The sequence below is a fragment of the Aquamicrobium ahrensii genome (assembly GCF_040545755.1).
GTDB classification, from domain to species: Bacteria; Pseudomonadota; Alphaproteobacteria; order Rhizobiales; family Rhizobiaceae; genus Mesorhizobium; species Mesorhizobium ahrensii.
In genome coordinates, this window is sequence record NZ_JBEPMN010000008.1 from 66,688 (window position 1) to 89,880 (window position 23,193).

A 23,193-nucleotide genomic window follows, 5' to 3' on the forward strand; every position below is an offset into this window, starting at 1 on the left:
CAGACAGCGCAGGGTGATGCATGGGGACGACGGGTGAAGGCGGACCGGACGCGCCTCTTCCCCCACAGCTCCCTCACCCCTCCAGAAATCGCGCCATGTCTTCAGGATGAAGCTGACCGGCAAGCGCCACCCGCAACGCATCGGCGCCGGCTTCGCGGAGATCCTCGTTGAAGTCCCCACACACCGGCGACAATCCCACCGCCTCGATCCCGGCACTCGTGGCTCTGGCGATCAGGCTGTCTCGCGCATTGTCCCCGGCCGGATCGCGATCCCTGAGGACATAGAGCCTGCGCAGCTCCGACGGGAACAGGATGGCGGCGAGGTGCGCGGCGGAGAGCGCAGCGAGCATCGGCATGTGGGGCAGAACCTGACGCGGCGACAGCACGGTCTCGATGCCTTCGCCCGCTGCGAGCACATCACCGGTAACACCGAAGCGGACGCCGTGGCCGAGAAGATCGCCCATTGCCCGCCGCGGGGTTTCGACATCCGCTTTCGTTGGGCCGTCCGGGGCGAGCCCAGGATCGAGATATGTGCGGTGCGCTCCGGTCTGTCGCCCTGCCAGATCGGTCACGGCGGCAACGATCGCGGGCAGCATCTGCCGGGGCGCATGATCATCAGGTCTGTAATAGCACCGGGGATGAAAGCGCAGGCAGGTGGTTCCGTGCAAAGCCGTAATGCCGCGATTGCAGAAATACGCTTCTGCGAGTGTGCCCCCGATCGGCTGCGACATGGCAAAGAGCCGCCGCGCCGCTTCAGGCGATCCCGACGCTCTGCTCGACGCCCTGCCGGCCGGTGTTCCCGGCTTTTCCGGTTCGGGATGCGGGAGCGAGAGGAAGCGGCGCGCTTCCTCGGCCACGTCCTTGAAGTCGGTCAGGCCGAGCGTCTCGCGGATGACGTCGAGAAGATCGCCATGCTCTCCGGTTGCGGAATCGGTCCATTTGCCCGCAGCGCCCTTGCCGGATTCAGGGCCGGTCAGGCGCACGAACATCGAGCGGCCGGGGGTATTCTGAACATCGCCCACCATCCAGTATCGTCCGGCACGGTGGCCGGACGACAGATAGTGCCGGCAAACCGCCTCGGCATTGCGGCCGAGGCAGATTGCCAGTTCGGAGGCGTCGAGCCGGGACATTACGCGGCCTCCCGCTCGCCGACGCGCTCGACCGGCCAGCGGTCCAGCAGCTTGCCGAGCACGATCGTCCCGTTGTCGTCGACGGGCACGAAGAACCTGAGTTTCCACGAGATGATCTCGTGGAACAGGCCATAGGCGGTCAGCCGCTCGCGCATGGTGTCATCGAAGCCGGACAGCTCGATGCGGTTGACGCCCATGACGCGGGAGCGGCGGAGCTGAAGGCCCTCGGCAAGATCGAGAATGGTGCGGCCGTCCATCAGCGCGGTGAAGGCTGCATCCGGCGTCAGCGCCGCCGTGCCGGTCGTCACCGCATTCGCTGCCCAGGCCGGCGAGACCCTGCGGCCGATGACGCGCTCGCCCTCGTCGGTCTGGAGGCGATAGACGCGCGAGGATTCGTGCGGAAGCCGCTTCCAGATCGGCAGCAGCAGGCCGGCGACGATATGGATGGTGCTGTCGGAAAACTCCGGCACTTCCGCGATCTCGGCAGACCAAGCCGTTGCGAAGGCATCATGCTCGGCCTCGACCCAATGGGTCTCGCCCATCATCCTGAGCGGGATGTTATGGCAGTCCATCGGCCGGATCAGCCGCACGCGCCGCTCGATCTCGCCATCGTCCAGCATGATGCTGGTGGTCGGGATCTGGACGGCGGCGCGGCCCGAACGCTCGTTGATGAGGAGCTTGGCGCGCGAATCGTCGAGATGGCCGAGCGCGTCGTCCAGCGTAACCGGACGATTGCGCTCGCGCTGCGTGATCGTCAGCAACCGGGTTTCCGCGCCGGTGCCCGGATGGGTATAGATGGTCTGGCGATCGGTGACGGTGAAGCGTTCCGCCGTCAGCGTCTCCAGCCCGACATCGTAGCTGCCGCTGGCGATCGCGCCCTCGATCCTGGCGTTCAGCAATTGCTCGAAGGCGGTGAACAGGATGCCCTGAAGCTCGATGGTCAGTGCCAGCAGCCGGTTCAGGAAGGTGGTGATGGGTGGCAGTTCGTCCTTGATGCCGGTCGAATCCATCAGCTTCAGGCCGGTGGCGGACTCGAACCGGTCGAGCGAACAACCCTCTACCTTGCCGCGGACCAGAAGAAGATAGAGCTGGCGCAGCGCGTCGCGGGCATAGGGGCTTTCCAGATTGTCCTCGGGCCGGAAGAGGCCCTGTCCGCCGGTCTGACGCTGACCGCGTGTGATCGCGCCGAGCGTATCGAGGCGCCGGGCGATGGTGGAAAGAAAGCGCTTCTCGGCCTTGACGTCGGTCGCGATGGGCCGGAAGAGCGGCGGCTGCGCCTGGTTGGTGCGATGCGTGCGGCCGAGTCCCTGAATGGCGGCGTCGGCCTTCCACCCGGGCTCGAGCAGATAATGCACGCGCAGCCTTGTGTTCCGCGCCGACAGCTCGGCGTGGTAGCTGCGGCCGGTTCCGCCGGCATCCGAGAAGATCAGGATGCGCTTCTGGTCGTCCATGAACGCCTGCGTCTCGGCAAGATTGGCTGCGGCGGCGCGGTTTTCGACCACGAGCCGGTCGCCCATGCCGCCGGCGCCGGGCTTGCGGATGATGCGACGCGAGCGGCCCGTGACCTCGGCGACGAGATCGCACCCGAAATGCTGGACGATCTGGTCGAGCGCGCCCGGAACCGGGGGGAGGCTCGCCAGCTTCTCGATCAACGCCGTGCGGCGGGCGACCGCCTCGCGGCTTTCGACGGGCTGGCCGTCGCGGAACACCGGACGCGAGGAGAGATTACCCTCTGAGTCGGTGAAGGGCTCGTAGAGCTGCACCGGGAAGCTGGTTTCCAGATACGACAGAACGTACTCACGCGGAGTAATGTCCATGCGCACGTCGTTCCATTCCTCGGTCGGCAGGTCGGCCAGGCGGCGCTCCATCAGCGCCTCGCCAGTCGAGACGATCTGGATGACGGCGGCATGGCCTGCCTCCAGATCCTGGCTGATCGAGCGGATCAGCGTCGGGGTCTTCATGCTGGTGAGCAGATGACCGAAGAAGCGCTGCTTGGCGGACTCGAAGGCCGAGCGCGCGGCGGACTTGGCCTGTTTGTTCAGCGTGCCGGCGCTGCCGGTCGCACTGGTCGCACCAGTGATGTTGGTCGCTTCCATCGCCGCATCGAGATTGTTGTGAATGACGGCGAATGCTCCGGCATAGGCGTCGTAGATGCGGGTCTGCTCAGGCGTCAGCGCGTGCTCGACCAGCTCGTATTCCACCCCGTCGAAGGAGAGCGAGCGGGCGGTATAGAGACCGAGCGCGCGAAGGTCGCGGGCCAGAACCTCCATCGCCGCGACGCCGCCGGCCTCGATCGCCTCCACGAACTCGGCCCGCGTCGAAAACGGAAAATCCTCGCCGCCCCAAAGGCCGAGCCGCTGCGCATAGGCAAGGTTATGAACGGTGGTGGCGCCGGTCGCGGAGACATAGACGACGCGGGCATTCGGCAGGGCGTGCTGAAGGCGCAGGCCAGCGCGACCCTGCTGGGACACAGCGCCGTCCCCCCGTTCACCCTTGCCGCCTGCGGCGTTCTGCATGGCGTGCGCCTCGTCGAAAATGATCACTCCATCGAAGTCGGAGCCCAACCATTGGACGATCTGCTTGACCCTGGAAACCCTTTCTCCACGGTCGTCGGAGCGTAGCGTGGCATAGGTGGTAAACAGGACGCCTTCCGGCAGCGTGACCGGCTTGCCCTGCGGGAACCGCGACAGCGGCGTGACCAGCAGGCGCTCCATCCCGAGCGCCGACCAGTCGCGTTGGGCGTCCTCCAGGAGCTTGTCGGACTTGGAGATCCAGATCGCCTTGCGGCGGCCCTGGAGCCAGTTGTCGAGAATGATCGCGGCCGATTGTCTGCCCTTGCCGACGCCGGTTCCGTCGCCGATGAAGAAGCCGCGCCGGAAACGGACGGCATTCTTTACATCTTCGCGCGCGGCGGAGACGAGGTCGAAGGTCTCGTCTACCGTCCACGAACCGGCGAGATAATCGGCATGGGCCTCGCCGGCATAGATCACGGTCTCCAACTGCGCGTCCGACAGGAGGCCATGGATCGCGCCCGGAAGATGCGGGCGATAGGCCGGCTTCGGCGGCGCGATGGAGGCCATCGCCGCTGACTGCACCAGCATGGTGGGGTGCGCCTGAGAGCCGGGAATACGGATCGCCTGCAATCCGTATTCCTCGTAGATGGCCTCGGAGAGACGGCCTTCCTCTGCGGGCGACCAATCGACGGTCTCGTAGTCGAGGGGTGCGCCTTCCGGTTCGGCCATTGCTGGGGCGGGAGCGGCCCTGGCGGCGCGGGCGAGATAGCCCCGCACGCTGCGGGCGGCGGCTGGCGCAGCGGTGGGCACGGCGACGGCCGGATCGACGGGGAGCCGGGCGGGCAGATGCTCGGCGAGCCATCCAAGCAGCGTGGCGACATCGGGCGCGACACCGGGAGCGGTGGGGAATATCGAAGGATGGTCCGCGGGCAGCTTGTCGATGACGGTGAGGCGCGTCGGATAGGTCGTGCCATGCTTGGCATAGACCGAGCCGTCGATCGCGGCGGAGAAGACGACGCGGCCGCGCTCCTGAAGGCGCGCATAGGCCGAGGACCAGGCCGGCGCATCGGGCGCGAAGTTCGCGCCGGTGATCGCGACGAGGCGACCGCCAGGCGCAAGACGCGCCAGCGCCGAGGCGATATGGCGGAAGGCGGCGTCGGCCACACGGCCCTCAACATTGGCCATGACCGAGAACGGTGGGTTCATCAGCACCACGGACGGCAGAAGGCCGGCGTCGAGATGATCATCGATCTGCGCCGCGTCGAAGCGAGAGACGGACAGGGCCGGAAAGAGGAGAGACAGGAGACCGGCGCGAGTCTCGGCGAGTTCGTTGAGGACGAGCGAGCCGCCGCCGATTTCGGCCAGGACAGCGAGGAGCCCGGTCCCCGCCGATGGCTCCAGCACGCGGTCTGCCGGCGTGATCGCCGCCGCCGTCACGGCCGCCAGGCCGAACGGAATCGGGGTCGAGAATTGCTGGAAGGACTTCGCCTCTTGAGAGCGGCGCGTATGCGTCGGCAGGAGACCGGCGATCTTGGCGAATTGCGGCAACGCGGTCGCCGGAGAAGCGGATTTACGGAAAAGTACCTTGCCGTATTTGCGCAGGAAGAGGACGGTGGCGGCTTCGCAGGCATCGTAGGCCGTCTTCCAATCCCAGGCGCCGGCCGCGTCGGAGGCGCCGAAGGCAGACATCATCGCGCCGCGCAGCGTGGCGGCGTCAATGCGCTGGCCACGTTCGAGATGAGGGAGGAGGAACTGCGCCGCGGCGAAGACCGCCGCAGAGATATCGGCATCGGGGGCGAGCGGAAGCGGCACGGTGGCGGATGCCGCCGCGGATACGGAAATCATGTTCATGGGAAAAAACTCGGGAGAGCGGGACAGGATCGAGCCCGCGCAGCGCTCTCTCGATCGCACAGGCTCGAACCCGTCCCGGCTTTCCTCTCCCTCTACCCGGACGCATGGCCGCCGTCGGTCGCTGCTTGAATGATGGCGCGCAAGCGACTATCTTACGCTTGTCTTACGTCATGAAAGGTTAGAGTCGATGGCCAGCGCGGATAAGCTCACCATCACTGTTTCCACCAAGGGGCAGGTCATCCTTCCCAGCGCCATCCGCCAGCGGCGGGAATGGGGAGCAGGAACGCGGCTCGTGGTCGAGGAGACACCGGAGGGCGTACTGCTGAAGCCAGTCCCAGCCTTCACCGAGACGCGGCCGGAAGACGTTTTCGGCGTGCTGGCCTGGAAGGGCAAGCCGAAGACGCTTGAGGAGATGGATGCCGGCGTGCTGGCCGAGGCGAAGCGCCGCCATGCTCGCGATTGATACCAATCTGATCGTCCGCTATCTGACCGGCGACCATCCGAAACAATCGCCGCGCGCCCGCGGCCTGATCGACAGGCAGCCGATCTTTGCCGGCGTCACGGTGATCCTCGAAACCGAATGGGTGCTGCGCAGCACCTATGAATATCGCCCGGCGGAAATCGCCCACGCGCTACGGGTTTTCGCCGGCCTGCCGACCGTGACGGTCGAGGACGGTGCGATCGTCGCCGCCGCCCTCGACCTTGCCGAGACGGGAATGGATTTCACGGATGCGCTGCATCTCGGCCGCGCGGCGCATTGCGAGGGTTTCGCGAGCTTCGACCGCAAGCTGATCAAGGCGGCGAAGGCCGCCGGATATGCGAGCATTGGCGAACCCTGATCGCGATCAACCGAAACGGCAGCCCACCGCCGTGAAGGTGTATTCGTTGGCGGTGATGGTCGCGTCCACCGCCTCGTCGGAGGACAGATATTCGTATTCACGCTCCAACTGCCGATAAAGCCAGCGCGCCAGATCACGTAGCGCCTCGATTACGATCTCCTCGGCATCGACAGTCATGTCCTGATATGTCGGACTGTCGCGCTCGACCAAGATCGACATGCAATATTCGTGGTAGTAGTGGCCGCGATGGCTGGCCTCGGCGCGAAGCTGGTAGAAATTGCGGCGTTGGATCGCCAGCAACGCATCGGCGATCTCATGCAGCTTTACGTCCTGCGGCGCATAGGATCGGATCTCGGCGGAGGCGTTTTTCCGGTAGGAGTAGAAGCCCTCCCAAGAAGCTCCATCACCTTGCGACCAGAAGCCCCGAAACCAGATGCGCGGCTCCTGCCGCGATCCGCCGCCCATAAGCCGCACGGCACTGGTCTTGAAGCGGATGCCGAGAATGTCCGCGATGCGCTGGAAATCCTCATAGACTGAATCATACCAGTCGTAGTCGAAACCGCCCTCACGATACCAGGCGCGGGCTTTGTCCTTTGCGGCATCGGAAAGCTCATCGAGCCGATAGACCGTGGTTTCGATGATCTCAGGCATCGGGATCACCTCCATCGAGAACCTGGGCGAGCCAGCCGTCGGTATAGGTCCAGGCAACGGTTTCCCCGGTGGCCAGATCAAGAACATGCGCGCCGCCGCCGAAGCCGTCGACGCGCGGCTTCGAGCAGATGTTGGCATATTGAAACCCCCAGCGGCCGGTCAGGCCGAATGCTGCGGCGCAGCGTTTGACGAATTGGACGACGTGCTCGGGATCTCCGGTAATGTCATCGCGCATCCAGAGCTGTGTGCCGCCATGTTCGGGCTGGATCGAGAGGAGGAAGCTGTCCGAAGGCGGCTCTTCCGAAGCGCCTTCTTCGGAAAGCTGGTTGTAGAGATCAAGGGCATGAGCGGCGTTGCCGGGCGTGCCAACATCGAGCAGGCAGGAGAAATGGGTGAAATAGTCGGCCATGACAGACTCCTGAAACGACAAAGCCCGGCGCGAGGCCGGGCTGATTGAAGAAAGAAAAAGGGATCAGGCTGCTTGCGGAAGCCAGAGCAGCTCAGCGGCAGTCTCGCGCCAAACCGGATCGACCAGCCGCGCTTCCAGCAACGCTGCCCCAAATCGCATGGCGTGAGCCGACGCATGATCGCCCCGGCCGGAGGCGGCGAAGGCCAAGCCGCGCTGCCGGCTGGCGTCGATGACGATGCGTCGTGCCTCGCCGTCGCTGGCAACCGGCTGCTCCCAAAGAATGATCCTGGCACGGATTTCACCGGCGAGGACCAGGCCGAGCGCGCTGTCCTGAATGACAATCAGGTGCGGCTCGAAGCACAACCCAGTGTCGTCGCCAAGGCCGATATCACCGCGCGAAACGCAGAGCCCGGCAAGAGCGATGGCACCTTCCGGCGATGCAGCCTCGCCGAGCAAGACGCTGCGGTCGCGATAATCGGCATCCGTGGCTCCGGCATAGCTGACCGCGCCAAGGCAGGAAATGCGCAATGGCAACTTCTGCGCCCGCTGACATTCGGGCAGCACCCGATCTGCAAGAATCCGCCCGATCGGGGCGAAGGTGGATTGGCTGGTATGGTTCATCTGGATCGCTCCGCGACGGGTGCCGAGAGCCTTTCTCTCCGCATCCAACCCGTCACGGCCAAAGGCCCGACCTCTTCCTCTCACCTGCCGAAGGCGTCCGCTTCGGCGCCGCTTCCGGCGATGGGCCGACCACCGCGTAGTGGAATGCCCGAATGCATCTTGTGCGATCCGAGCCGTAGGGAATGAGGCGCTTTCGCGCCTCAGCTCCATGGGTCGAGTTCCAGTTCCACCATCTCGTCGTCGCCGTCGTATTCGTTGGCGGGCATGGCGCCGTGGGTTCCATCTCCGGCCTGGAACACGACAATCGGGACCATTAGCGTGGTGGCGAGGCTGGCAGCGAAGGCGGTGGCATCTGCATAGGACATGGGTTCCGGCTCCTGTCTTTGGGAGGCGGGGGACCATCCCCCGCGCGACAGGCGCCCGAAGTGTCTGACCGGATCTGCAATCACCCTCGCGCGTTCGGGTATGTCCCGAATCCGCGAGGGCGGCACGCTCGCGTAAGCCGACCCTCCACGGGTTGATTGACAAGGAGACGGATCGGACCAAGGTCAGCGAATGGAAGCGGGGGTGGTTCATCGCATCTGACAATTGCCGGATACCCGTCGCAGATGCTCTGCCACGCCAGCCTTTCCTCCGTGTCGGTCTCAACCGGACTGGTGTTTCTGGCCGGGGAAACCAACTCCAGACGGTATCGCTAGGACGGCGGATGCTGGTAAGACTGAAACTCAGCCGGGGATGATGGTCAGCTCCAAAGCCCCTCTGCGATCTCGCGGACGATCAGGGCGCGAGCCTTCAGCAGCAGGCCATCGCCACAGGTATCGATATGGCCGTAAAACCGAGCGCGCCCGCCATGCCGGATCCAGTCGGCATAATGGCAATATTCGCGGACATCGAACCGGAAGGCCCGCAAATCCTCGGCCCAATGCGGCTTGGGCTCGACGACGACGGTGATGCCGTCGCGCGTCTCCTCCCAGGGCAGCGACCGCTCCGCCGGGGGATTTTCGCGGTCAGTCTGAAAGATGAAGTCGATGTCGATGTGGTCAGCCATGACGGTCTCCATAAAAAATGCCCGGCGCGATGGCCGGGCGAGTTGAAAAACGATGCGGGGCGGTCCACGCCGCCTCACATAAGGTCATTCCGCAGCGACGAGCTGCTGCCGGGCTTCTTCGTCTTCAGCGGCCGCTTCCTCATCGTCACCGTCACCGGCGAGGAAGGCGGGCAAAGCCTCGACCTCGCCATCGGTGTCGGCGGACGCATCACCATCGAGATCGACCAGGCGCAGCGGTTCGGGCAGCCAGCCGGTGTCGGCCAAGAGGCGCTCGGCCTCCTTGGCCATGTCTGCCTTTTTCAGATGGTCGATGAGTTGGGCCGCCCGTTCGCCTGCGCCCTCACGAACCGCCGCGAGAATATGGGGCTTGGTCACGCGACCGAGATAGTTTTCGACCGTGGGCCGCCATCCTGCATCGACCACCATGTCGAAGCCGGTGGCGCGGGCAATCCGGTCGGCCCCGGCAAGGCGTCGGTCGAGGCCGTGTTGCGAGATGCCGGAGGCGCTGTGGATGTTCGGACGCTCGTAAAGCGCATTGACGCCATAGCTGACGCAATGGGCGAGAAGCGCCATGCGACTCGCCTCGTCAAGCGCGGCGATCCAGTCCCAGAGCGCCGCTTCGTCGGAAGGCAGATCGGTCTTCCAGGCGTCGAAGCGCTCGCCGATCGCCTTCACCGTCGGGCTGTCGCTGAGATCCGCGCCCTGCGAGGGGAAGTAGCGTTGGCGCACGGACACCTCAAGGCATCCGGTCGGGGCGGAGTAGTGATAGCGCTCTATCACCATGCGGTGGAGCAGCGCCGTCATCGCAACGTGCGGATTGTTGGCGAGGGCCTCCTGAAGCGCGACGGTGCGATAGGCCGTCAGTTCGGCGACCAGCCGTTCCGGCAGCGGCTTGATCCCGTCGTCATCATCGTCCTCTTCGGCTTCCACCGGCTGGCCGCCGATGGTGACGACGGCGCGCTGTACTTCACCGTCATTTCCGGCGACGACGGTGTTTTCGTTCTCGCCGTCCCCGGCGTCAGTCGCCGGCTCATCCTCGGGCCGGACATAGCCACGCTCGATGACAGGCTCGCCGGCGCGGTCGATGCTGACGAAGACGCCGGCGCGGGCAATCTCGGCAGGATCATAGACGATGGGGCGCTTTTCGAAGGCGTCCAGAGCGGCCTCGATCTCGCCCAGCCGCCGATCTATCTCCTCCGGCAGTTCGTCATGCTCGGAATATTCCGATTCCAGATCGTCGTATTCGTTGCGCAACGCCTCACGGGCAGCGCGCTCCTCGTCGGTGAGATCGACGACGCTGCCGGTGATCTCGCGAAGGCCGTTGTCGTAACCATAGGGATGGCTGGTATCGACAGCGATCCACTTCCAGCCTTCAGCCGCCACGTCATCGGCAACCGCCTTCAACTTTTCCGAGACCAGACGGTCGAGAAGCGCCACGTCTTCGAGCCAGCCGCCGTCGTCCTCGGAAAAGAGATCGCGCAGCATCGCGCCGCCGGCCTGCTCATAGGCGTCCACGCCGACGAAGCGCACGCGCTTGTCGTCGGTTGGAACGGTGGTCTCGGTCAGGAGCTGGCGGACCTGCCAGGGCTGGACATTGTAGGAACGCTGGACAGCCTCCCAGACCTGTTCCTGTCGGGCATGATCGGGATTGACGGTAAACGCCTCCAGCATCGCCAGCGGCATTCCGTTGCGGGCATAGACTTCCAGAAGAGCCGGCGAGACCGAAGCCAAGCGCATACGCTGGGTGATGTAGCGCGGCGTCGTGCGATAGGCGTCGGCGATCTCCTCCTTCGTCATGCCGTTGTCGAACATGCGCTTGAACGCCCGGAACTGGTCGAGCGGATGCAGGCCGAGCCGAAGCATATTTTCCGCGAGCGAGTCGTCGACGGCCGAGGTCTTGGCGTCTGCCTTCTTGACGAGGCAGGGAACGAGGCCATCAGCGGGAAAGCGCCCGGCCTCGACCAGCCGCGCGATTGCCCGGAAGCGGCGGCCGCCGGCCGGGGTCTCGAAATCGCCGGTCTCGTTGCCGTCGGCATCGAGGATGGCGCGGACATTGATGCCCTGCACGATGTCCTCGCGACGGTCGATGTCGTGGGTGAGATCGTCGAGACCGGCCTCGACGTCGGTTTCGCGGACATTGCTGTCCGAGAGGCGGATGCGATTGAAGGGAATGTCGCGCGAACGCGAGAAGACGATCATCGCGACGGCAGGCTTCTTCGACTTCCTGGCAGCGTTGGCCATGGTGGTTTCTCCGTGACGGGCGGCCGAGACCCTCTCTCGACCTTCCAACCCGTCACGAAATCCCCGGCCCCTCTCTCACTCTCGACCGAGCCGCAGGTGCGACGCTACCAGTCGAAGCGCTGCGGGCGCTCCGCATTCACCCGGTATTTCCGGCGCAGCGTGAGGATCGCCGCCTCCTGCCGGTCGATCTTGCGCCGGAGCCGATCAAGCACCCGCCGATATTCCGCTTCGTCAGCGCCTGTCCAGCGACTCATGCGCCGGTGGTAGTGCCGGGATTTCGGGCGCAGACGAATCGTCTCGCCCTCGGCGCGAGTGCTCAGTGCGCGCTCGGCAAGCGCGAGATTGCGCCGCGCATCCGCAAGTGCGTCCTCCATGCGCGCCAGCAGCAAGCGCAAACGATCAGGAGGCATCATCACGCTGTCCTCCGTCGTCAGGTGAGGTGGGTCTATGCCAGCGGCGGAAGCGCATCAGGTGCCCTCCCGCCGCGCACGCGCCGCGGCATAGATGATCCGTTCGGCACTCCGGATGCTGCCGGCTTCCCGCGCAGCCTCGGCCCAGACCGAAATCGGAAAGTCGCCGGAAAAGAGAATATCGCGCTCGATACCGAGTCCGAAAGGCAGGCGCACCGAGGCCATCTCCTCGAGCGAGAAATAGCCAAGCTCCGGCTCGCCGAGATCGGCCAGGCCAAAGAGGATGTCGCCGTCGGGATCGAGTTCAGTCGCCAACCAGACACCGGCGCCAAGCGGGTTGAAGAATTTGACGACCGGCACATGATCTGTGTCGCGCTGGCGGCCATTGGCGAGAAGCTGCGCGCGCAGCTCGTCCGTCAGGAGGATCATGCTGCCCTCGTGTTGATAGCGGTCTCGGGCGCGGCTGGCTGCTGCTTGTCGTCCGGCAGGAAGGACAGCAGCCAGTCGGCCGCCTTGCTCGCCTGCGAAGCGGCACGTACGATGGCGCGGGAATCTTCGCGAAGCACTTCAAGCCACGCCCCGATATAATCCGCGTGGCGCACGGTCGGCACAATACCGAGCGCAGCGCAACTGTAGGCCGCGATCAGTTCGGCTGTGATTTCTTCGACCGAATAGAGCTTGGTCCCGAACGAGCCGGACAAGTCACGGTTCAGCCGGCTGTGATGGCCACTGGCGTGACCTAACTCGTGGAGCGCCGTGCGGTGCCAGTTGATCGGCTCGAAATACGCCTGGGGCGGCGGGACCATCACATAGTCCTGGGACGGGACGTAGAAGGCCCGGTTGCCGCCGATGCGGAAGTCGACGCCCGTCGCCCTTATCAGCGCCTCGACCCGCGGCTCGATCAGGCCGGGCGGTGGCGGCGGTGCGACCGTCGCGATGTCGTCGGGTAGCCCGTCGCACTGCGCCACGTTGAATACCGTGTACCGCTTCAGAAACGGGATGGCATGGGCCTCGTCGCCGGTCTCGCGGGCACGACGCTTCTCGTCTTCCGGGGTGAAGCGGTCGGCATAGACGACTGTGGTGCCGCGCTCGCCTTTGCGGACATTGCCCCCAAGCGAGAGGGCCTGACGAAATGTGAGCCAGCCCTGGCAGGGAAAGCCGTGCTCAATGACGGCGCCCCAAAGGATGAGCACGTTGATGCCGCTGTAGGTGCGGGAGGTCATGGCGTTTTTTGGCAGGCCGAGCGGTGCCTTGGCGGCCGACGTACCCCAAGGCTGCACCCACGGCACGCGACCGGCCTCCAGTTCGGCGATGATTTTGGTGGTGATCTCGTCATAAAGGTTCGCCCGATCCGAGCCGGTGCGAACGCCGCGATCATTTCTGGACATTGCGGTTCTCCGCGACGGGCGCCGGAAGCCTCTCTCCCAGCCTTCAACCCGTCACGACAAACCCGTCCGCACTCTCAACTCTATCGGCGATTGGCCTGGTGACGGGCAGCGTCCGCTCACAATGTTGAGCGTGAGCACCAGCAAACTCGCAGCCTATCGCACTATCACATCAGGTGAGAACCGCAGGTGACCAAGACCCGCCCGCGTTTCTTCAGATCGTTGGGCCGCGCATCGGATTGATGCTCTCGACGTCGGTGAAGTCCTTTTCATTGTCGGTGACGACGACGCATCCATTGGCTTCGGCAATGGCAGCGATGATGGTGTCGAGCGCACTTCTCGGCCGGCCGCCAGCTTTCCCGTCGTTCATCAAGCGCGCCCAGATCAGGGCGGCGGGCTCGTCGAAGGACAGAACGCGGCCGGCGAACAGCATCTGCGGACCCTCGGGGCCGCCGAACCAGTCTTCCAGATCGTTGCGTCTCTTGCCTGCCGGCTTTTCGAGGATGCCGCGCCGGATTTCCGCGACCGTCAGCGACGCGATGTAGAGGTCGTCGTCATTCTGATCGGCCATCCATGCGAGGAGCGATTCCGATGGTGACGGCTTGGTGACGTTGCTGATGACGTTGGTGTCGAGCAGATATCGCATCAAATGTCGGTATCCCGCCCGGCCTCATGGGAGCGCGTGAGATCGAGGTCGGCCCCGACGAGCGGGGACCGGCGCAGCGCGGCGAGGATGCCGCCTTTCCTTGATTCGTCACCGGCCATGCTTTTGCTGACGGCAGTACGGAGCCGCGAGGCTTCGGGCGTGTCCTCGGTAAGACGTTTGGCGAGTGAGCGGATAAGGTCGCGATCGGAGTCACGGCCGAGCACCTCGAAGCGCACAAGGCCCTTCTCACTGAGGCGAGAGCGATAGTTTTGAATTGCACGGCGCTGCGAGCTTCCCAAGGTTGATCTCCAGAGATATTTCCAGTAATATAACCAGAGAAATCGAAGCGCGCAACGTCGCATTGCCGCGCGAAGTCGGCGGAACGCAAGGAGACGAATCGATGGTCGATTTGCGGAAGAGAGCGGAACGGCAGGGTCTTGGCGGGTCGCCGATTGTGCGCTGCGGCACGCTGGAATTTGCTTCCTCGTGCTTCCCCCCTGCTTCCCCGCTTTGTGAAGTTGGGCCGGGGAAGCAAAAAGCGCCCCGTAGGGCGCTTCTTAAATGCTTGAAATCATTGCTGATTTTTGGAGCGGGTGAAGCGATTCGAACGCTCGACCCCAACCTTGGCAAGGTTGTGCTCTACCCCTGAGCTACACCCGCTCGCGCGGCTCTCGCCGCAAGCCGGGCTTATATGGCCGAAGACCGGGGCGATTGCAACAGGGAAATCGCGTCTTTTTTTGCTTTCTGCACTTCGCCCAAAATAAGAACGATCAGCCGCTCAAAGCTATCTTGCGACAGGCGAAAAGCTGGCCGCCGGAGGAGCGCTCGCGGGATATCATGTTCCAGCTCAACCAGCCCGGCGAGCTTCACCTGCTTTTTCAACGATCCACGGCTTCTCCGCTCCGGAGCTGCTTCGCGCAAAAAGCTCCCTCAGCCGGAGATCGGCCCCGAAGCGGGGCGCCTCCTGAAAACCTGATGGCCCATTCGGCCGGATCACTGCCCTTATGCGACGGCAGCCGGATTCCACTCGATGACAAAATGCTCTAGACGGTGTGGCTCGAACAGGGAGGAAGGCCTTTGCCGAAAACGGAAGATGAGCTGCTTGCATTTCTGGCTGACCTCGGCATCGAGGTCTCGACCACACGTCACCCGCCACTGTTCACGGTGGCCGATTCGCAGGCGCTGCGCGGGGCCATCGCCGGGGCGCACACCAAGAACCTGTTCCTCAAGGACAAGAAGGACAATTTCTTCCTCGTCACGGTGGATGAAGAGGCCGAGGTCGACCTGAAGCAGATTCATCATCTCATCGGGGCGGCCGGTCGCGTGTCGTTCGGCAAACCCGAAATGCTGATGGAACTGCTCGGCGTCATTCCGGGCGCGGTGACCGTGTTCGGCCTGATCAACGATACGCAGGGCAGGGTGAAGGTGATCCTCGATACGGGGTTGATGGAAAGCGACATCATCAATGCCCACCCCCTCACCAATGAGGCGACCAGCTCGATCCGGCCCGCCGACCTGGTCAGATTCATCGAGGCAACCGGGCACGATCCTGTTATCTTGAAAGTCGCGGCCTGATCGCCACATTGAGGGCCATGCGGCTCCAGCACGCAATCAGGGGTCGAAATCCGCTTTGGCCCCGGCAACACATTCTGGGATGAGACTTATGAGCGACAGCAATCCGTTCGGCTCGGGCAGCCAGTACGCAACCACGGTCCAGTTCGGAAACGGCTCCGACACCGGCGTCAACGCTATGGCCCCCGCCGACCTTGTCAAGGACACCACGACGGCGAGCTTCACCGCCGACGTAATCCAGGAATCGCGCAATCAGCCCGTGCTGGTCGATTTCTGGGCCCCGTGGTGCGGACCTTGCCGACAGCTCGGCCCCGTATTGGAAAAGGCGGTTCAGGCGGCCGGCGGTCGGGTCAGAATGGTCAAGATGAACATCGATGAGCATCCGGCAATCGCCGGCCAGCTCGGCATCCAGTCCATTCCGGCCGTTATCGCCTTCAAGGACGGTCAACCGGTCGATGGCTTCATGGGCGCGGTGCCCGAGAGCCAGATCAATGAATTCATTGACCGGCTGGGCGGCAAGGATGCCGGCGAGGCCGCGCTGGAAGAGGCGCTCGCCGCCGCCGCCGAGGCGCGAACGCAAGGCGATGCGCAAAAGGCTGCCGACATCTATGGCGCGATCCTGCAACAGGCTCCCGATTCGGTCGCGGCCGCAGCGGGGCTTGCCGACATTCTGTTCGAGGCCGGAGACATCGAGGGCGCGCAAGCCATTCTGGAGGGGGTGCCGGAAGACAAGCGCGATGCGCCGGAAGTCGCCGCCGTCCGCACCAGATTGTCGCTGGCCGCGCAGGCGGCGGGACTGGGCGATGCGGCCGAGCTGGAAAACCGCCTCCGGCAAAATCCGGCTGACCATCAGGCCCGCTTCGATCTCGCCATGATCCAGAACGCTGCGGGTGAGCGCATGGAGGCGGCGGACAATCTGCTCGCCATCCTCAGGGCCGACCGGAACTGGAACGATGACGGTGCGCGTTCGCAGTTGCTGCAATTCTTCGAGGCATGGGGCATGACAGACGAGGCCACGCTCGCCGCGCGGCGCAAGCTGTCGTCGCTACTGTTCTCCTGAAAGCGGATACGCATTGACGGATAAGGTATGCAGGCAGGAAACGCACATTACAGACGCGAATCGGACCTTCCGCACAGCGTTCCCTTGTTTCCGCTGGAAGGCGCCTTGCTGTTGCCGTCCAGCCGCCTGCCGCTCAACATCTTCGAGCCGCGTTATCTGCAGATGGTGGATCACGCCATCGCCGCGCACCGGCTGATCGGCCTCATCCAGCCAGGCCTCGACGGGGCGCTGCGCGACGACGGGCAGCCGGAGCTTTGCGAGGTCGGCTGTTTTGGGCGCATCACCTCGATGACCGAGACCGGCGACGGCCGCTATCTGATCGCGCTGCAGGGCGTGTGCCGCTTCCGGCTTGCCGGAGAGCTTGCGGTCAAAACCCCCTTCCGTCAGGCTAGGGTCACCCCGTTCCTCGCCGATCTTGAGGATGACGACGCCGGCAGCATCGACCGTCCCGCTCTCCTGAAAGTGTTCCGCGCCTATCTGCAGGCCAATGATCTGCAGGCGGACTGGGAAGGTGTGAATCGCGCCGACGACACCATGCTGGTCAACGCCCTGTCGATGATGGCTCCCTATGGACCGGCTGAAAAACAGGCGCTGCTGGAGGCTCCCGACCTGCGCACCCGCGCCGAGACGCTGATCGCCATCACCGAAATGGCGCTGGCGCGCGACAATGACGATTTCGGTTCGAGCCTTCAATAGGTTCAGAACATGGGGTGGCCACATGGCGGATGAGCGTGGAAAAAACGGACCCGAGGTGGATGTAAAACTGCTGGAGCTGCTGGCCTGCCCGCTCACCAAAGGCCCGCTGACATGGGATCCCGAGCGCAGCGAACTGGTTTCGAGGCTGGCGAGGCTCGCTTATCCCGTCAGGGGCGGAATTCCCATCATGCTGCCTTCGGAAGCGCGCACGTTGACAGAGGAAAGCTGACGTCTGCAACAGCATTCCGTTGCCAGCGGAATCGCCTGCGTGGCGCAAATGTAGCCAAAGAGCGCAGGCTGGACCAGCAGGTCGCCTTCGCCAGAACGCCGCTGCCCATTATGCACCGGCATCATTTCAATGAAAGTTCCGGCCCTTGGGCATGACGGATTGCGCATTGCGGGCCAGCATATGCTGGCTTCTTTCCACAGAGATGACTCCTGTGCCGCCCCGATCCGGCCTGGAGTCCTCATCCAGCAAAGCCCCCAGCCATGGGGAAAAATCCTCGACCCGTGCGGCGACGATGTGGATGACGTTCGCTTCGGATTGCAGCTTGCCGGTGACGCGCACGAAGCGTCCGCCCATGACCGCCGCCCGATAGCGCTCGAATATACGCGGCCAGACGATTATATTGGCGATCGCGCCCTCGTCCTCAAGCGTGAGAAAGATGGCGTTGCCCTTGCCGGGTCGCTGCCGCACCAGCACCAGGCCCGATACGGTGACGCGCGCACCATCCGACAGCGACCCCAGCCGAACGTTCGGGGTCACGCCGGCGCGATCGAGCCGCGCACGCAGAAAACTGACCGGATGCGCCCTCAGCGACAGGCCGAGGCTGCGATAATCATGCACAACCTGTTCGCCGGGCCGCATCGCCGGAAGGCGCGTAACGGGTTCGCGCTCGGGCGTATCGAGACCCGGCCGGTCGAACAGCGGCAGGGCCTCGAGCGCGCTTTTGGCGTCGAGCGCGCGCACCGCCCACAGAGCGCCGCGCCGGTCGAGCCCGACCGAGCGGAAAGCATCGGCTTCGGCAAGCTTGCCGATCTCGCCCCTGCTCAGCCCGGAGCGCAGCCACACATCGCGCACCGAAACATAGCCGTCGCCACGGCGGGCGACGAAGGCTTCCATGCGCTCCTTCCCGAGACCCCTGATCTGGTTGAAGCCCATGCGCAGCGCATGCATGGTGCGGATGGTCCGGCGCATGTCGACATGGCGTTCCGAAACACGCGACGGATCGAACCCGGCCTTTTCCAGCGCGCACTCCCAACCGGACGCGTTGATGTCGAGCGGGCGGATTTCCACGCCATGCTCGGCCGCATCGCGTATGAGCTGGGCCGGCTTGTAGAAGCCCATGGGCTGGGAGTTGAGGATCGCCGCGCAGAAGACGTCCGGGTAGAAGGCCTTGAACCAGCAGGAGGCATAGACCAGCAAGGCGAAGGAAGCGGCATGGCTTTCGGGAAAGCCATATTCTCCAAAGCCCTCGATCTGCTTGAAGCAGCGCTCTGCAAACGCTTCCGGATAGCCCTTTTTGACCATGCCGCTGACCATGCGCTCCTGGTAGAGGCTCACCTTGCCTGTCCGCCTGAAGGTCGCCATGGCGCGGCGCAGCAGGTCCGCCTCGTCCGGGGTAAAGCCGCCGGCGACGATGGCGATCTTCATCGCCTGTTCCTGAAACAGCGGCACGCCCAGCGTCTTGCCGAGAATCCCTTCCAGTTCGGGTTTGGGGTAGTCGACCCGCTCCCTGCCTTCGCGCCGGCGCAGATACGGGTGCACCATGTCGCCCTGTATGGGGCCCGGGCGCACGATCGCCACCTCGATGACGAGATCGTAGAAGCAGCGCGGCTTGAGGCGCGGCAGCATCGACATCTGGGCGCGCGATTCGACCTGGAATACGCCCAGCGTATCGGCCCGGCAGATCATGTCGTAGACGAGCGGATCTTCCTTGCGCATGGTGGCCAGCGTTATCGGCCTGCCATGCCCGTCGCGCACCCGGTAATGATCTTCCAGCAGGTTGAAGGCCCGCTTCATACAACTCAGCATGCCGAGCGCCAGCACATCCACCTTCAGGATGCCGACTGCGTCGAGATCGTCCTTGTTCCATTCCACCATCTTGCGCTCGTCCATCGCCGTCTTGACGACGGGCACGATCTCGTCGAGCCGGTCTCGGGTGATAACGAAGCCGCCGACATGCTGCGACAAATGTCGCGGACATTCCGTGGCCACCAGTTCGTTGGCGCGGGCCAGAACATGGCGCGTCACCGGATCCGCCTTGTCGAGGCCGCCAGCCTTCGCCTGTTCGGAGCCGATGCCGGAGGTCCACCACCCCCAGATCGAGGCGGACAAGGCGCCCTGCACGTCCTGCGACAGGCCCATGGCCTTGGCCACCTCGCGCAGGGCCGAACGGCCCCGGTAGCTGATCACGGCGCAGGCCAGCGCCGTATGTTTCGCCTTATATTTATCGTAGATATAGGCAATGACCTCGTCGCGCCGCTGGTGCTCGAAATCGACGTCGATGTCGGGCGGTTCGTTGCGGTTCTCGGAAATGAAGCGCTCGAACAGCGAATCGATCTGCTCCGGCGCGACGGCGGTGACGCCCAGCAGAAAGCAGACCACCGAATTGGCGGCCGAACCGCGCCCCTGGCACAATATCTCCTTGCTGCGCGCGAACTGGACGATGTCATGCACGGTGAGGAAGTAGCGCGCATAGTTCATCTTGCCGATCAGCGCCAGTTCCTTGTCGATACGCTCCGCCAGCTTTGTGGACACGCCTTCGGGATAGAAACGGGCCGCCCCCTCCCATGTCAGCCGCTCCAGTTCCTGCTGCGGGGTCGCGCCGTCGCGCGTCGGCTCGTCGGGATAGTTGTGCTGCAATTCGGAAAGGGAAAACGACAGCGTTGCGGCGAAGCGCAGCGTCTCGGCCAGCGCCTGCGGACAGCGCTTGAACAGCCGCGCCATCTCGGCCGGCGGTTTCAGGTGGCGCTCGGCATTGGCGGCGAGCTCGAACCCCGCCTCGGCCACGGTGGTCTTGAGGCGGATGGCGGTGAGCACGTCCTGCAAGGGGCGACGCCCGGCCGCGTGATAGAGCACGTCGTTGGTCGCCATCAGCGGGAGGCCGGCGGCACCCGCAAGGGCCCCGGCCTGCGCCAGCCGGAAGCGGTCATTGCCGCGATAATCGGGCGCGACGGCCAGCCACAGGTTCTGGCCGAACCGGTCCTTCAGCCGGGCGAGCAGGGCAAGGGTTTCGGTTGCGGGACCAAGCGGGTCGGGCAGGATGGCGAGCGAGATGTCGTCACCCCATTCCATCAGGTCGCGCAGATAAAGAAGCGGCGCGCCCTTTTCGCTTTCCTCCCGCAGATTTCCTGTCGTCAGCAGCCGACACAGATGACCCCAGCCCTCGCGGTCCTGCGGGTAGGCGAGCACGTCCGGCGTGCCATCGGCGAAGGCCAGCCGGCAACCCGGGTGAAAGGGCAGGACAGGCGATTCGCCCTCTTCCGAAAAGCGGATCGCCTTCGACTGGCTCCAGGCCCGCACCACGCCCGATACGGTGTTGCGATCGGCCAGCCCCATGCCGGCATACCCAAGCGCGCAGGCCGCCACGATAAGCTCTTCCGGCCGCGAAGCCCCGCGCAGCAGCGAAAAGTTCGAATGAACGCCGAACTCGATATAGGCGGGAGACCCATTCGCCGCAGCGGAAGCGCTCATGCGAAGAGCCCATGCATGAACCAGCGCGGCGGCGGCTTGCCGGCCTCATGCTGGCCGAGCCGGTAGAGCCAGTAACGGCGGCCTTCGCTGTCCTCGACGCGGTAATAATCACGCTCCGGCATATCTTCCGCGCTGCGCCACCATTCGGGCGCGATGCGTTCCGGCCCCTCGGCGCGCACCACCTTGTGCAGGGCGCGCCGCCAGCGAAACCGCATCGGCGGTCCTTCCGGTATTTCAGTCACCGGCACCTCGACCGGTTCCGGCCGGTCGAACAGGCGTACGGGGCGTTCGGGTTGGGGGCGCTCGGGCGGCAATGGATGAGGCGCGCGCGGCCTGCCGCCCTCCACCACCTTTCCCGCAAATGGCCGCAAGGCGACCGCCCGTTCCGGAATATGGCTTTCGATCCGATCCGGTCGCATCACCGCGCTGGGCCCCAGCCTTGCCCGTACGCGATCCGCGAACAGGGCAAGATCGTCCTCCGCCACGTCGGTCTCGCCGGCGAGATCGGTTTGACGCATGTCGAAGGGCGCGGTTGAAAAGGCGGCGAGACGGGCAAGGTCGAAGCCATAGCCGGCGTCGAAATCGCAGGCGATGGCGGCAAGCTTTTCACGGAACAGATTGCGGACCTTGACCGGATCGCGCAGGGCCAGGGAGGTGGAAACGGCGATGCGGCTGACGGCGCCATCGACCCGGAACAGGGAAAGGCTGAGCCGCCTTGCGCCCTCGCCCCGCCGTTCCAGATCGCTTTTCAGCGCCGCCGCCAGCATGTGGATCAGCCGTTCGATGTCCTCGGTGAGCACGACCGGCTCGGCCAGTCGCCGCTCCACCGACAGTTCCGGTACGGGCAGGCGCGGCGACATCGCCTCGTCGATGCGGCCAAGCGCCTGATCGAGGCGCATCAGAAACTCCCGGCCGAAGCGGCGGGCAAGGGGCGCGCGGGGCGCAGCCATGATTTCGCGAACGCTGCGCAGGCCCACGCTGTCCAGCCCCGTGCAGACCGGCTTTTCAAGGCGCAACGCCTGCGGCGGCAACGGCGCGAGAAGCTCCACCTCGCCTCCCGGCGCAACGATCCGCTTGCCATGGAAACGCGCCGCCGCCCATGCCGCCCCGGCGGCCGAGGCAAGGCCGGCGCGCGCCTCGAAGCCCTGTTCGAAAAGCTGGGCCAGCATAGTGTCCAGCATCGGTTTTTCGCCGCCGAACAGTGAGGTGCAGCCGGTCACGTCAAGGAGCAGCCCGTCCTCCCCGTCCAGCGCCACCAGCGGCGTATAGCGGTCGCACCAGTCGGCAAGCTGACCCAGCAGGCGGCGTTCACCTGCCGGGTCGGCCTCGACCACGTCGAGGGACGGGTGCATGGCGCGCGCATCGGCAAGGCCCATGTTGCGCTTCAGGCCAAGCGCCTCAGCCCGTGCGTCGAGGGCCCCGATCTGCGTCACGTTGTTCCGGTGCAGGCTGAGCGCCAGCGGCGGATGCGTCTTTTTTGCGGAACGCCACGACCTGCCCAGCCGCCGGCGCAGAACCCTTTCCGCAGCCAGATAGGGAAACCACAGCGACAGGATTCGCTGCCCCGATTTGCGGGTTTGCTCTTTCGGTGAACAGGCGCTCATCGCAATTCCACTCCAGTGTGAACAGGCCGGGCAAGGCGGCGGGACATTTGTCGACCGAGACGGTGAAGGCTGGCCGGCCGATCGAGTCTTCGAGCGGGCCGGCAAGGGTGCGGCGCGACCCGGAGGGGGCCGGCGATACGACCAGACGCACCGGCGCAGCGGTCGTCTCGGCCTGCGCGGCCTGACGCAGCAGCAACACCGGCCGTCCCGCCGCCTGCGCCCGGCGATGCAGGCGGCGCGTCGCCGTAAGGTCGAGTTTTTCGGGATTGCCGCGAACCTCCACCACCACGGCCGCCAGCCTTTGCAGCGGAATCGCCTCCTCCGCCACCCACAGCGCATCGGCAAGCTTCGGGGCTTCGGCGAACAGAAGGCGTTCCGGGGAAAGGCCCGACAGGACCTGTGCGCCCGCCGCATGCGGAAAGCCGGCCTCGCGGAACACCTCGGACATGCCGACCCACAGCACCGGTCCCGGTTCTTTTGCCTGGCTAAGCAACAAACCGGCCAGCGCCAGCGCGAAGCCGGAAACCGCACCGGAATCGCGCGTTTCATGACCATGGATCTCGGTCAGGGCCGCCATCGCCAGCCCGCCGCCGAGCAGCTTGTCGAAGCCTGCGACGCCGATGCCAAGACGCGCGGCGTCGCCCGCCTCCGCCGGCGTCTCCAGCCGCTGCGGCAGCGTGCCTTCGATCCTTGCGATTTCCCGGCGCAGGGCGAAAACGGCGTCCCGCGCCACGGCGCGGTTCGCCATGACGTCAAACTCTCTTATTTGTTCCTGTTATGTTCTTATGGATTCCAGAGCCGCAGGCGAGAGTCAAGCAGCT

The 23,193-nt window shown here is 64.9% G+C and carries 23 protein-coding genes and 1 tRNA gene; 6 read left to right on the plus strand and 18 right to left on the minus strand.

What is annotated here, in order from left to right; translation table 11 throughout:
* Positions 1-73: 73 nt before the first annotated feature.
* Together ABID44_RS11765 and ABID44_RS11770 are read right to left on the minus strand one after the other, a co-directional pair.
* Entirely contained in the window at positions 74-1,129 is a 1,056-nt protein-coding gene (locus tag ABID44_RS11765) for a DUF7146 domain-containing protein (protein WP_354151902.1), read from the minus strand.
* A complete protein-coding gene (locus ABID44_RS11770; RefSeq protein ID WP_354151903.1) occupies positions 1,129-5,493 on the minus strand; it encodes a strawberry notch-like NTP hydrolase domain-containing protein in 4,365 nt (1,454 codons plus the stop codon). Before ABID44_RS11770 ends, ABID44_RS11765 begins: the two co-directional genes overlap by 1 nt.
* Before the next feature lie 187 nt (positions 5,494-5,680).
* Between ABID44_RS11770 and ABID44_RS11775 the strand changes: the two genes are divergently transcribed.
* Positions 5,681-5,956 (plus strand): AbrB/MazE/SpoVT family DNA-binding domain-containing protein, encoded by a 276-nt coding sequence (locus ABID44_RS11775; protein WP_354151904.1) that lies wholly within the window; start codon positions 5,681-5,683, stop codon positions 5,954-5,956.
* Positions 5,943-6,332 (plus strand): type II toxin-antitoxin system VapC family toxin, encoded by a 390-nt coding sequence (locus ABID44_RS11780; RefSeq protein WP_354151905.1) that lies wholly within the window; start codon positions 5,943-5,945, stop codon positions 6,330-6,332. The genes ABID44_RS11775 and ABID44_RS11780 overlap by 14 nt, the downstream gene beginning before the upstream one ends.
* Positions 6,333-6,338: 6 nt before the next feature.
* On the opposite strand, the gene ABID44_RS11785 is transcribed toward ABID44_RS11780, so the two are convergent.
* The 13 genes from ABID44_RS11785 to ABID44_RS11845 form a co-directional block, all read right to left on the minus strand.
* Positions 6,339-6,983 (minus strand): DUF8835 domain-containing pootine, encoded by a 645-nt coding sequence (locus ABID44_RS11785; RefSeq protein WP_354151906.1) that lies wholly within the window; start codon positions 6,981-6,983, stop codon positions 6,339-6,341.
* Positions 6,976-7,392 (minus strand): hypothetical protein, encoded by a 417-nt coding sequence (locus ABID44_RS11790; protein WP_354151907.1) that lies wholly within the window; start codon positions 7,390-7,392, stop codon positions 6,976-6,978. Before ABID44_RS11790 ends, ABID44_RS11785 begins: the two co-directional genes overlap by 8 nt.
* 63 nt (positions 7,393-7,455) lie before the next feature.
* Entirely contained in the window at positions 7,456-8,013 is a 558-nt protein-coding gene (locus ABID44_RS11795) for a hypothetical protein (RefSeq protein WP_354151908.1), read from the minus strand.
* Between the two features lie 200 nt (positions 8,014-8,213).
* Complete coding sequence (locus ABID44_RS11800) at positions 8,214-8,378, minus strand: hypothetical protein (RefSeq protein WP_354151909.1); 165 nt, start codon at positions 8,376-8,378, stop codon at positions 8,214-8,216.
* A 377-nt stretch (positions 8,379-8,755) separates the two neighbouring features.
* Positions 8,756-9,061 (minus strand): hypothetical protein, encoded by a 306-nt coding sequence (locus tag ABID44_RS11805; RefSeq protein WP_354151910.1) that lies wholly within the window; start codon positions 9,059-9,061, stop codon positions 8,756-8,758.
* Between the two features lie 84 nt (positions 9,062-9,145).
* Positions 9,146-11,302 carry a ParB/RepB/Spo0J family partition protein gene (locus ABID44_RS11810; RefSeq protein ID WP_354151911.1) on the minus strand — a complete coding sequence of 719 codons (2,157 nt, stop codon included), beginning with the start codon at positions 11,300-11,302 and terminating at the stop codon, positions 9,146-9,148.
* Between the two features lie 104 nt (positions 11,303-11,406).
* Positions 11,407-11,715 carry a hypothetical protein gene (locus tag ABID44_RS11815; protein WP_354151993.1) on the minus strand — a complete coding sequence of 103 codons (309 nt, stop codon included), beginning with the start codon at positions 11,713-11,715 and terminating at the stop codon, positions 11,407-11,409.
* Between the two features lie 54 nt (positions 11,716-11,769).
* The gene (locus ABID44_RS11820) at positions 11,770-12,141 is read right to left on the minus strand and encodes a DUF2958 domain-containing protein (protein ID WP_354151912.1); all 372 of its coding nucleotides are present in this window, start codon (positions 12,139-12,141) and stop codon (positions 11,770-11,772) included.
* Positions 12,138-13,100 (minus strand): ArdC family protein, encoded by a 963-nt coding sequence (locus tag ABID44_RS11825; RefSeq protein ID WP_354151913.1) that lies wholly within the window; start codon positions 13,098-13,100, stop codon positions 12,138-12,140. The genes ABID44_RS11820 and ABID44_RS11825 overlap by 4 nt, the downstream gene beginning before the upstream one ends.
* 211 nt (positions 13,101-13,311) lie before the next feature.
* Entirely contained in the window at positions 13,312-13,743 is a 432-nt protein-coding gene (locus ABID44_RS11830) for a type II toxin-antitoxin system VapC family toxin (protein WP_354151994.1), read from the minus strand.
* Positions 13,743-14,042, minus strand: coding sequence for a hypothetical protein (locus tag ABID44_RS11835; protein WP_354151914.1), 300 nt, complete (start codon positions 14,040-14,042; stop codon positions 13,743-13,745). Before ABID44_RS11835 ends, ABID44_RS11830 begins: the two co-directional genes overlap by 1 nt.
* Before the next feature lie 286 nt (positions 14,043-14,328).
* Positions 14,329-14,403, minus strand: a tRNA-Gly gene (locus ABID44_RS11840).
* A 27-nt stretch (positions 14,404-14,430) separates the two neighbouring features.
* A complete protein-coding gene (locus tag ABID44_RS11845) occupies positions 14,431-14,625 on the minus strand; it encodes a hypothetical protein (protein ID WP_354151915.1) in 195 nt (64 codons plus the stop codon).
* 195 nt (positions 14,626-14,820) lie between these two features.
* On the opposite strand from ABID44_RS11845, the gene ABID44_RS11850 reads away from it, so the two are divergent.
* From ABID44_RS11850 to ABID44_RS11865, 4 genes are all read left to right on the plus strand, one after another.
* Positions 14,821-15,318, plus strand: a complete 498-nt coding sequence (locus tag ABID44_RS11850; protein ID WP_354151916.1) for a prolyl-tRNA synthetase associated domain-containing protein — start codon at positions 14,821-14,823, stop codon at positions 15,316-15,318.
* An 88-nt stretch (positions 15,319-15,406) separates the two neighbouring features.
* Positions 15,407-16,375: a thioredoxin gene (trxA, locus tag ABID44_RS11855; protein ID WP_354151917.1), complete on the plus strand. Its 969-nt coding sequence runs from the start codon at positions 15,407-15,409 to the stop codon at positions 16,373-16,375.
* A gap of 27 nt (positions 16,376-16,402) precedes the next feature.
* Positions 16,403-17,071, plus strand: a complete 669-nt coding sequence (locus ABID44_RS11860; RefSeq protein ID WP_354151918.1) for an LON peptidase substrate-binding domain-containing protein — start codon at positions 16,403-16,405, stop codon at positions 17,069-17,071.
* Positions 17,072-17,093: 22 nt separating this feature from the next.
* Positions 17,094-17,300: a Trm112 family protein gene (locus ABID44_RS11865; protein ID WP_354151919.1), complete on the plus strand. Its 207-nt coding sequence runs from the start codon at positions 17,094-17,096 to the stop codon at positions 17,298-17,300.
* Between the two features lie 126 nt (positions 17,301-17,426).
* Here the strand turns inward: ABID44_RS11865 and ABID44_RS11870 are convergent, their stop codons facing one another.
* Genes ABID44_RS11870 through ABID44_RS11880 form a run of 3 tightly spaced genes read right to left on the minus strand, consistent with a single transcriptional unit; the run spans position 17,427 to position 23,120 of the window.
* Positions 17,427-20,768 carry an error-prone DNA polymerase gene (locus ABID44_RS11870; RefSeq protein WP_354151920.1) on the minus strand — a complete coding sequence of 1,114 codons (3,342 nt, stop codon included), beginning with the start codon at positions 20,766-20,768 and terminating at the stop codon, positions 17,427-17,429.
* Entirely contained in the window at positions 20,765-22,201 is a 1,437-nt protein-coding gene (locus ABID44_RS11875; RefSeq protein WP_452039085.1) for a Y-family DNA polymerase, read from the minus strand. Before ABID44_RS11875 ends, ABID44_RS11870 begins: the two co-directional genes overlap by 4 nt.
* Positions 22,167-23,120 carry an ImuA family protein gene (locus ABID44_RS11880; protein ID WP_354151921.1) on the minus strand — a complete coding sequence of 318 codons (954 nt, stop codon included), beginning with the start codon at positions 23,118-23,120 and terminating at the stop codon, positions 22,167-22,169. The genes ABID44_RS11875 and ABID44_RS11880 overlap by 35 nt, the downstream gene beginning before the upstream one ends.
* Between the last annotated feature and the right edge of the window lie 73 nt (positions 23,121-23,193).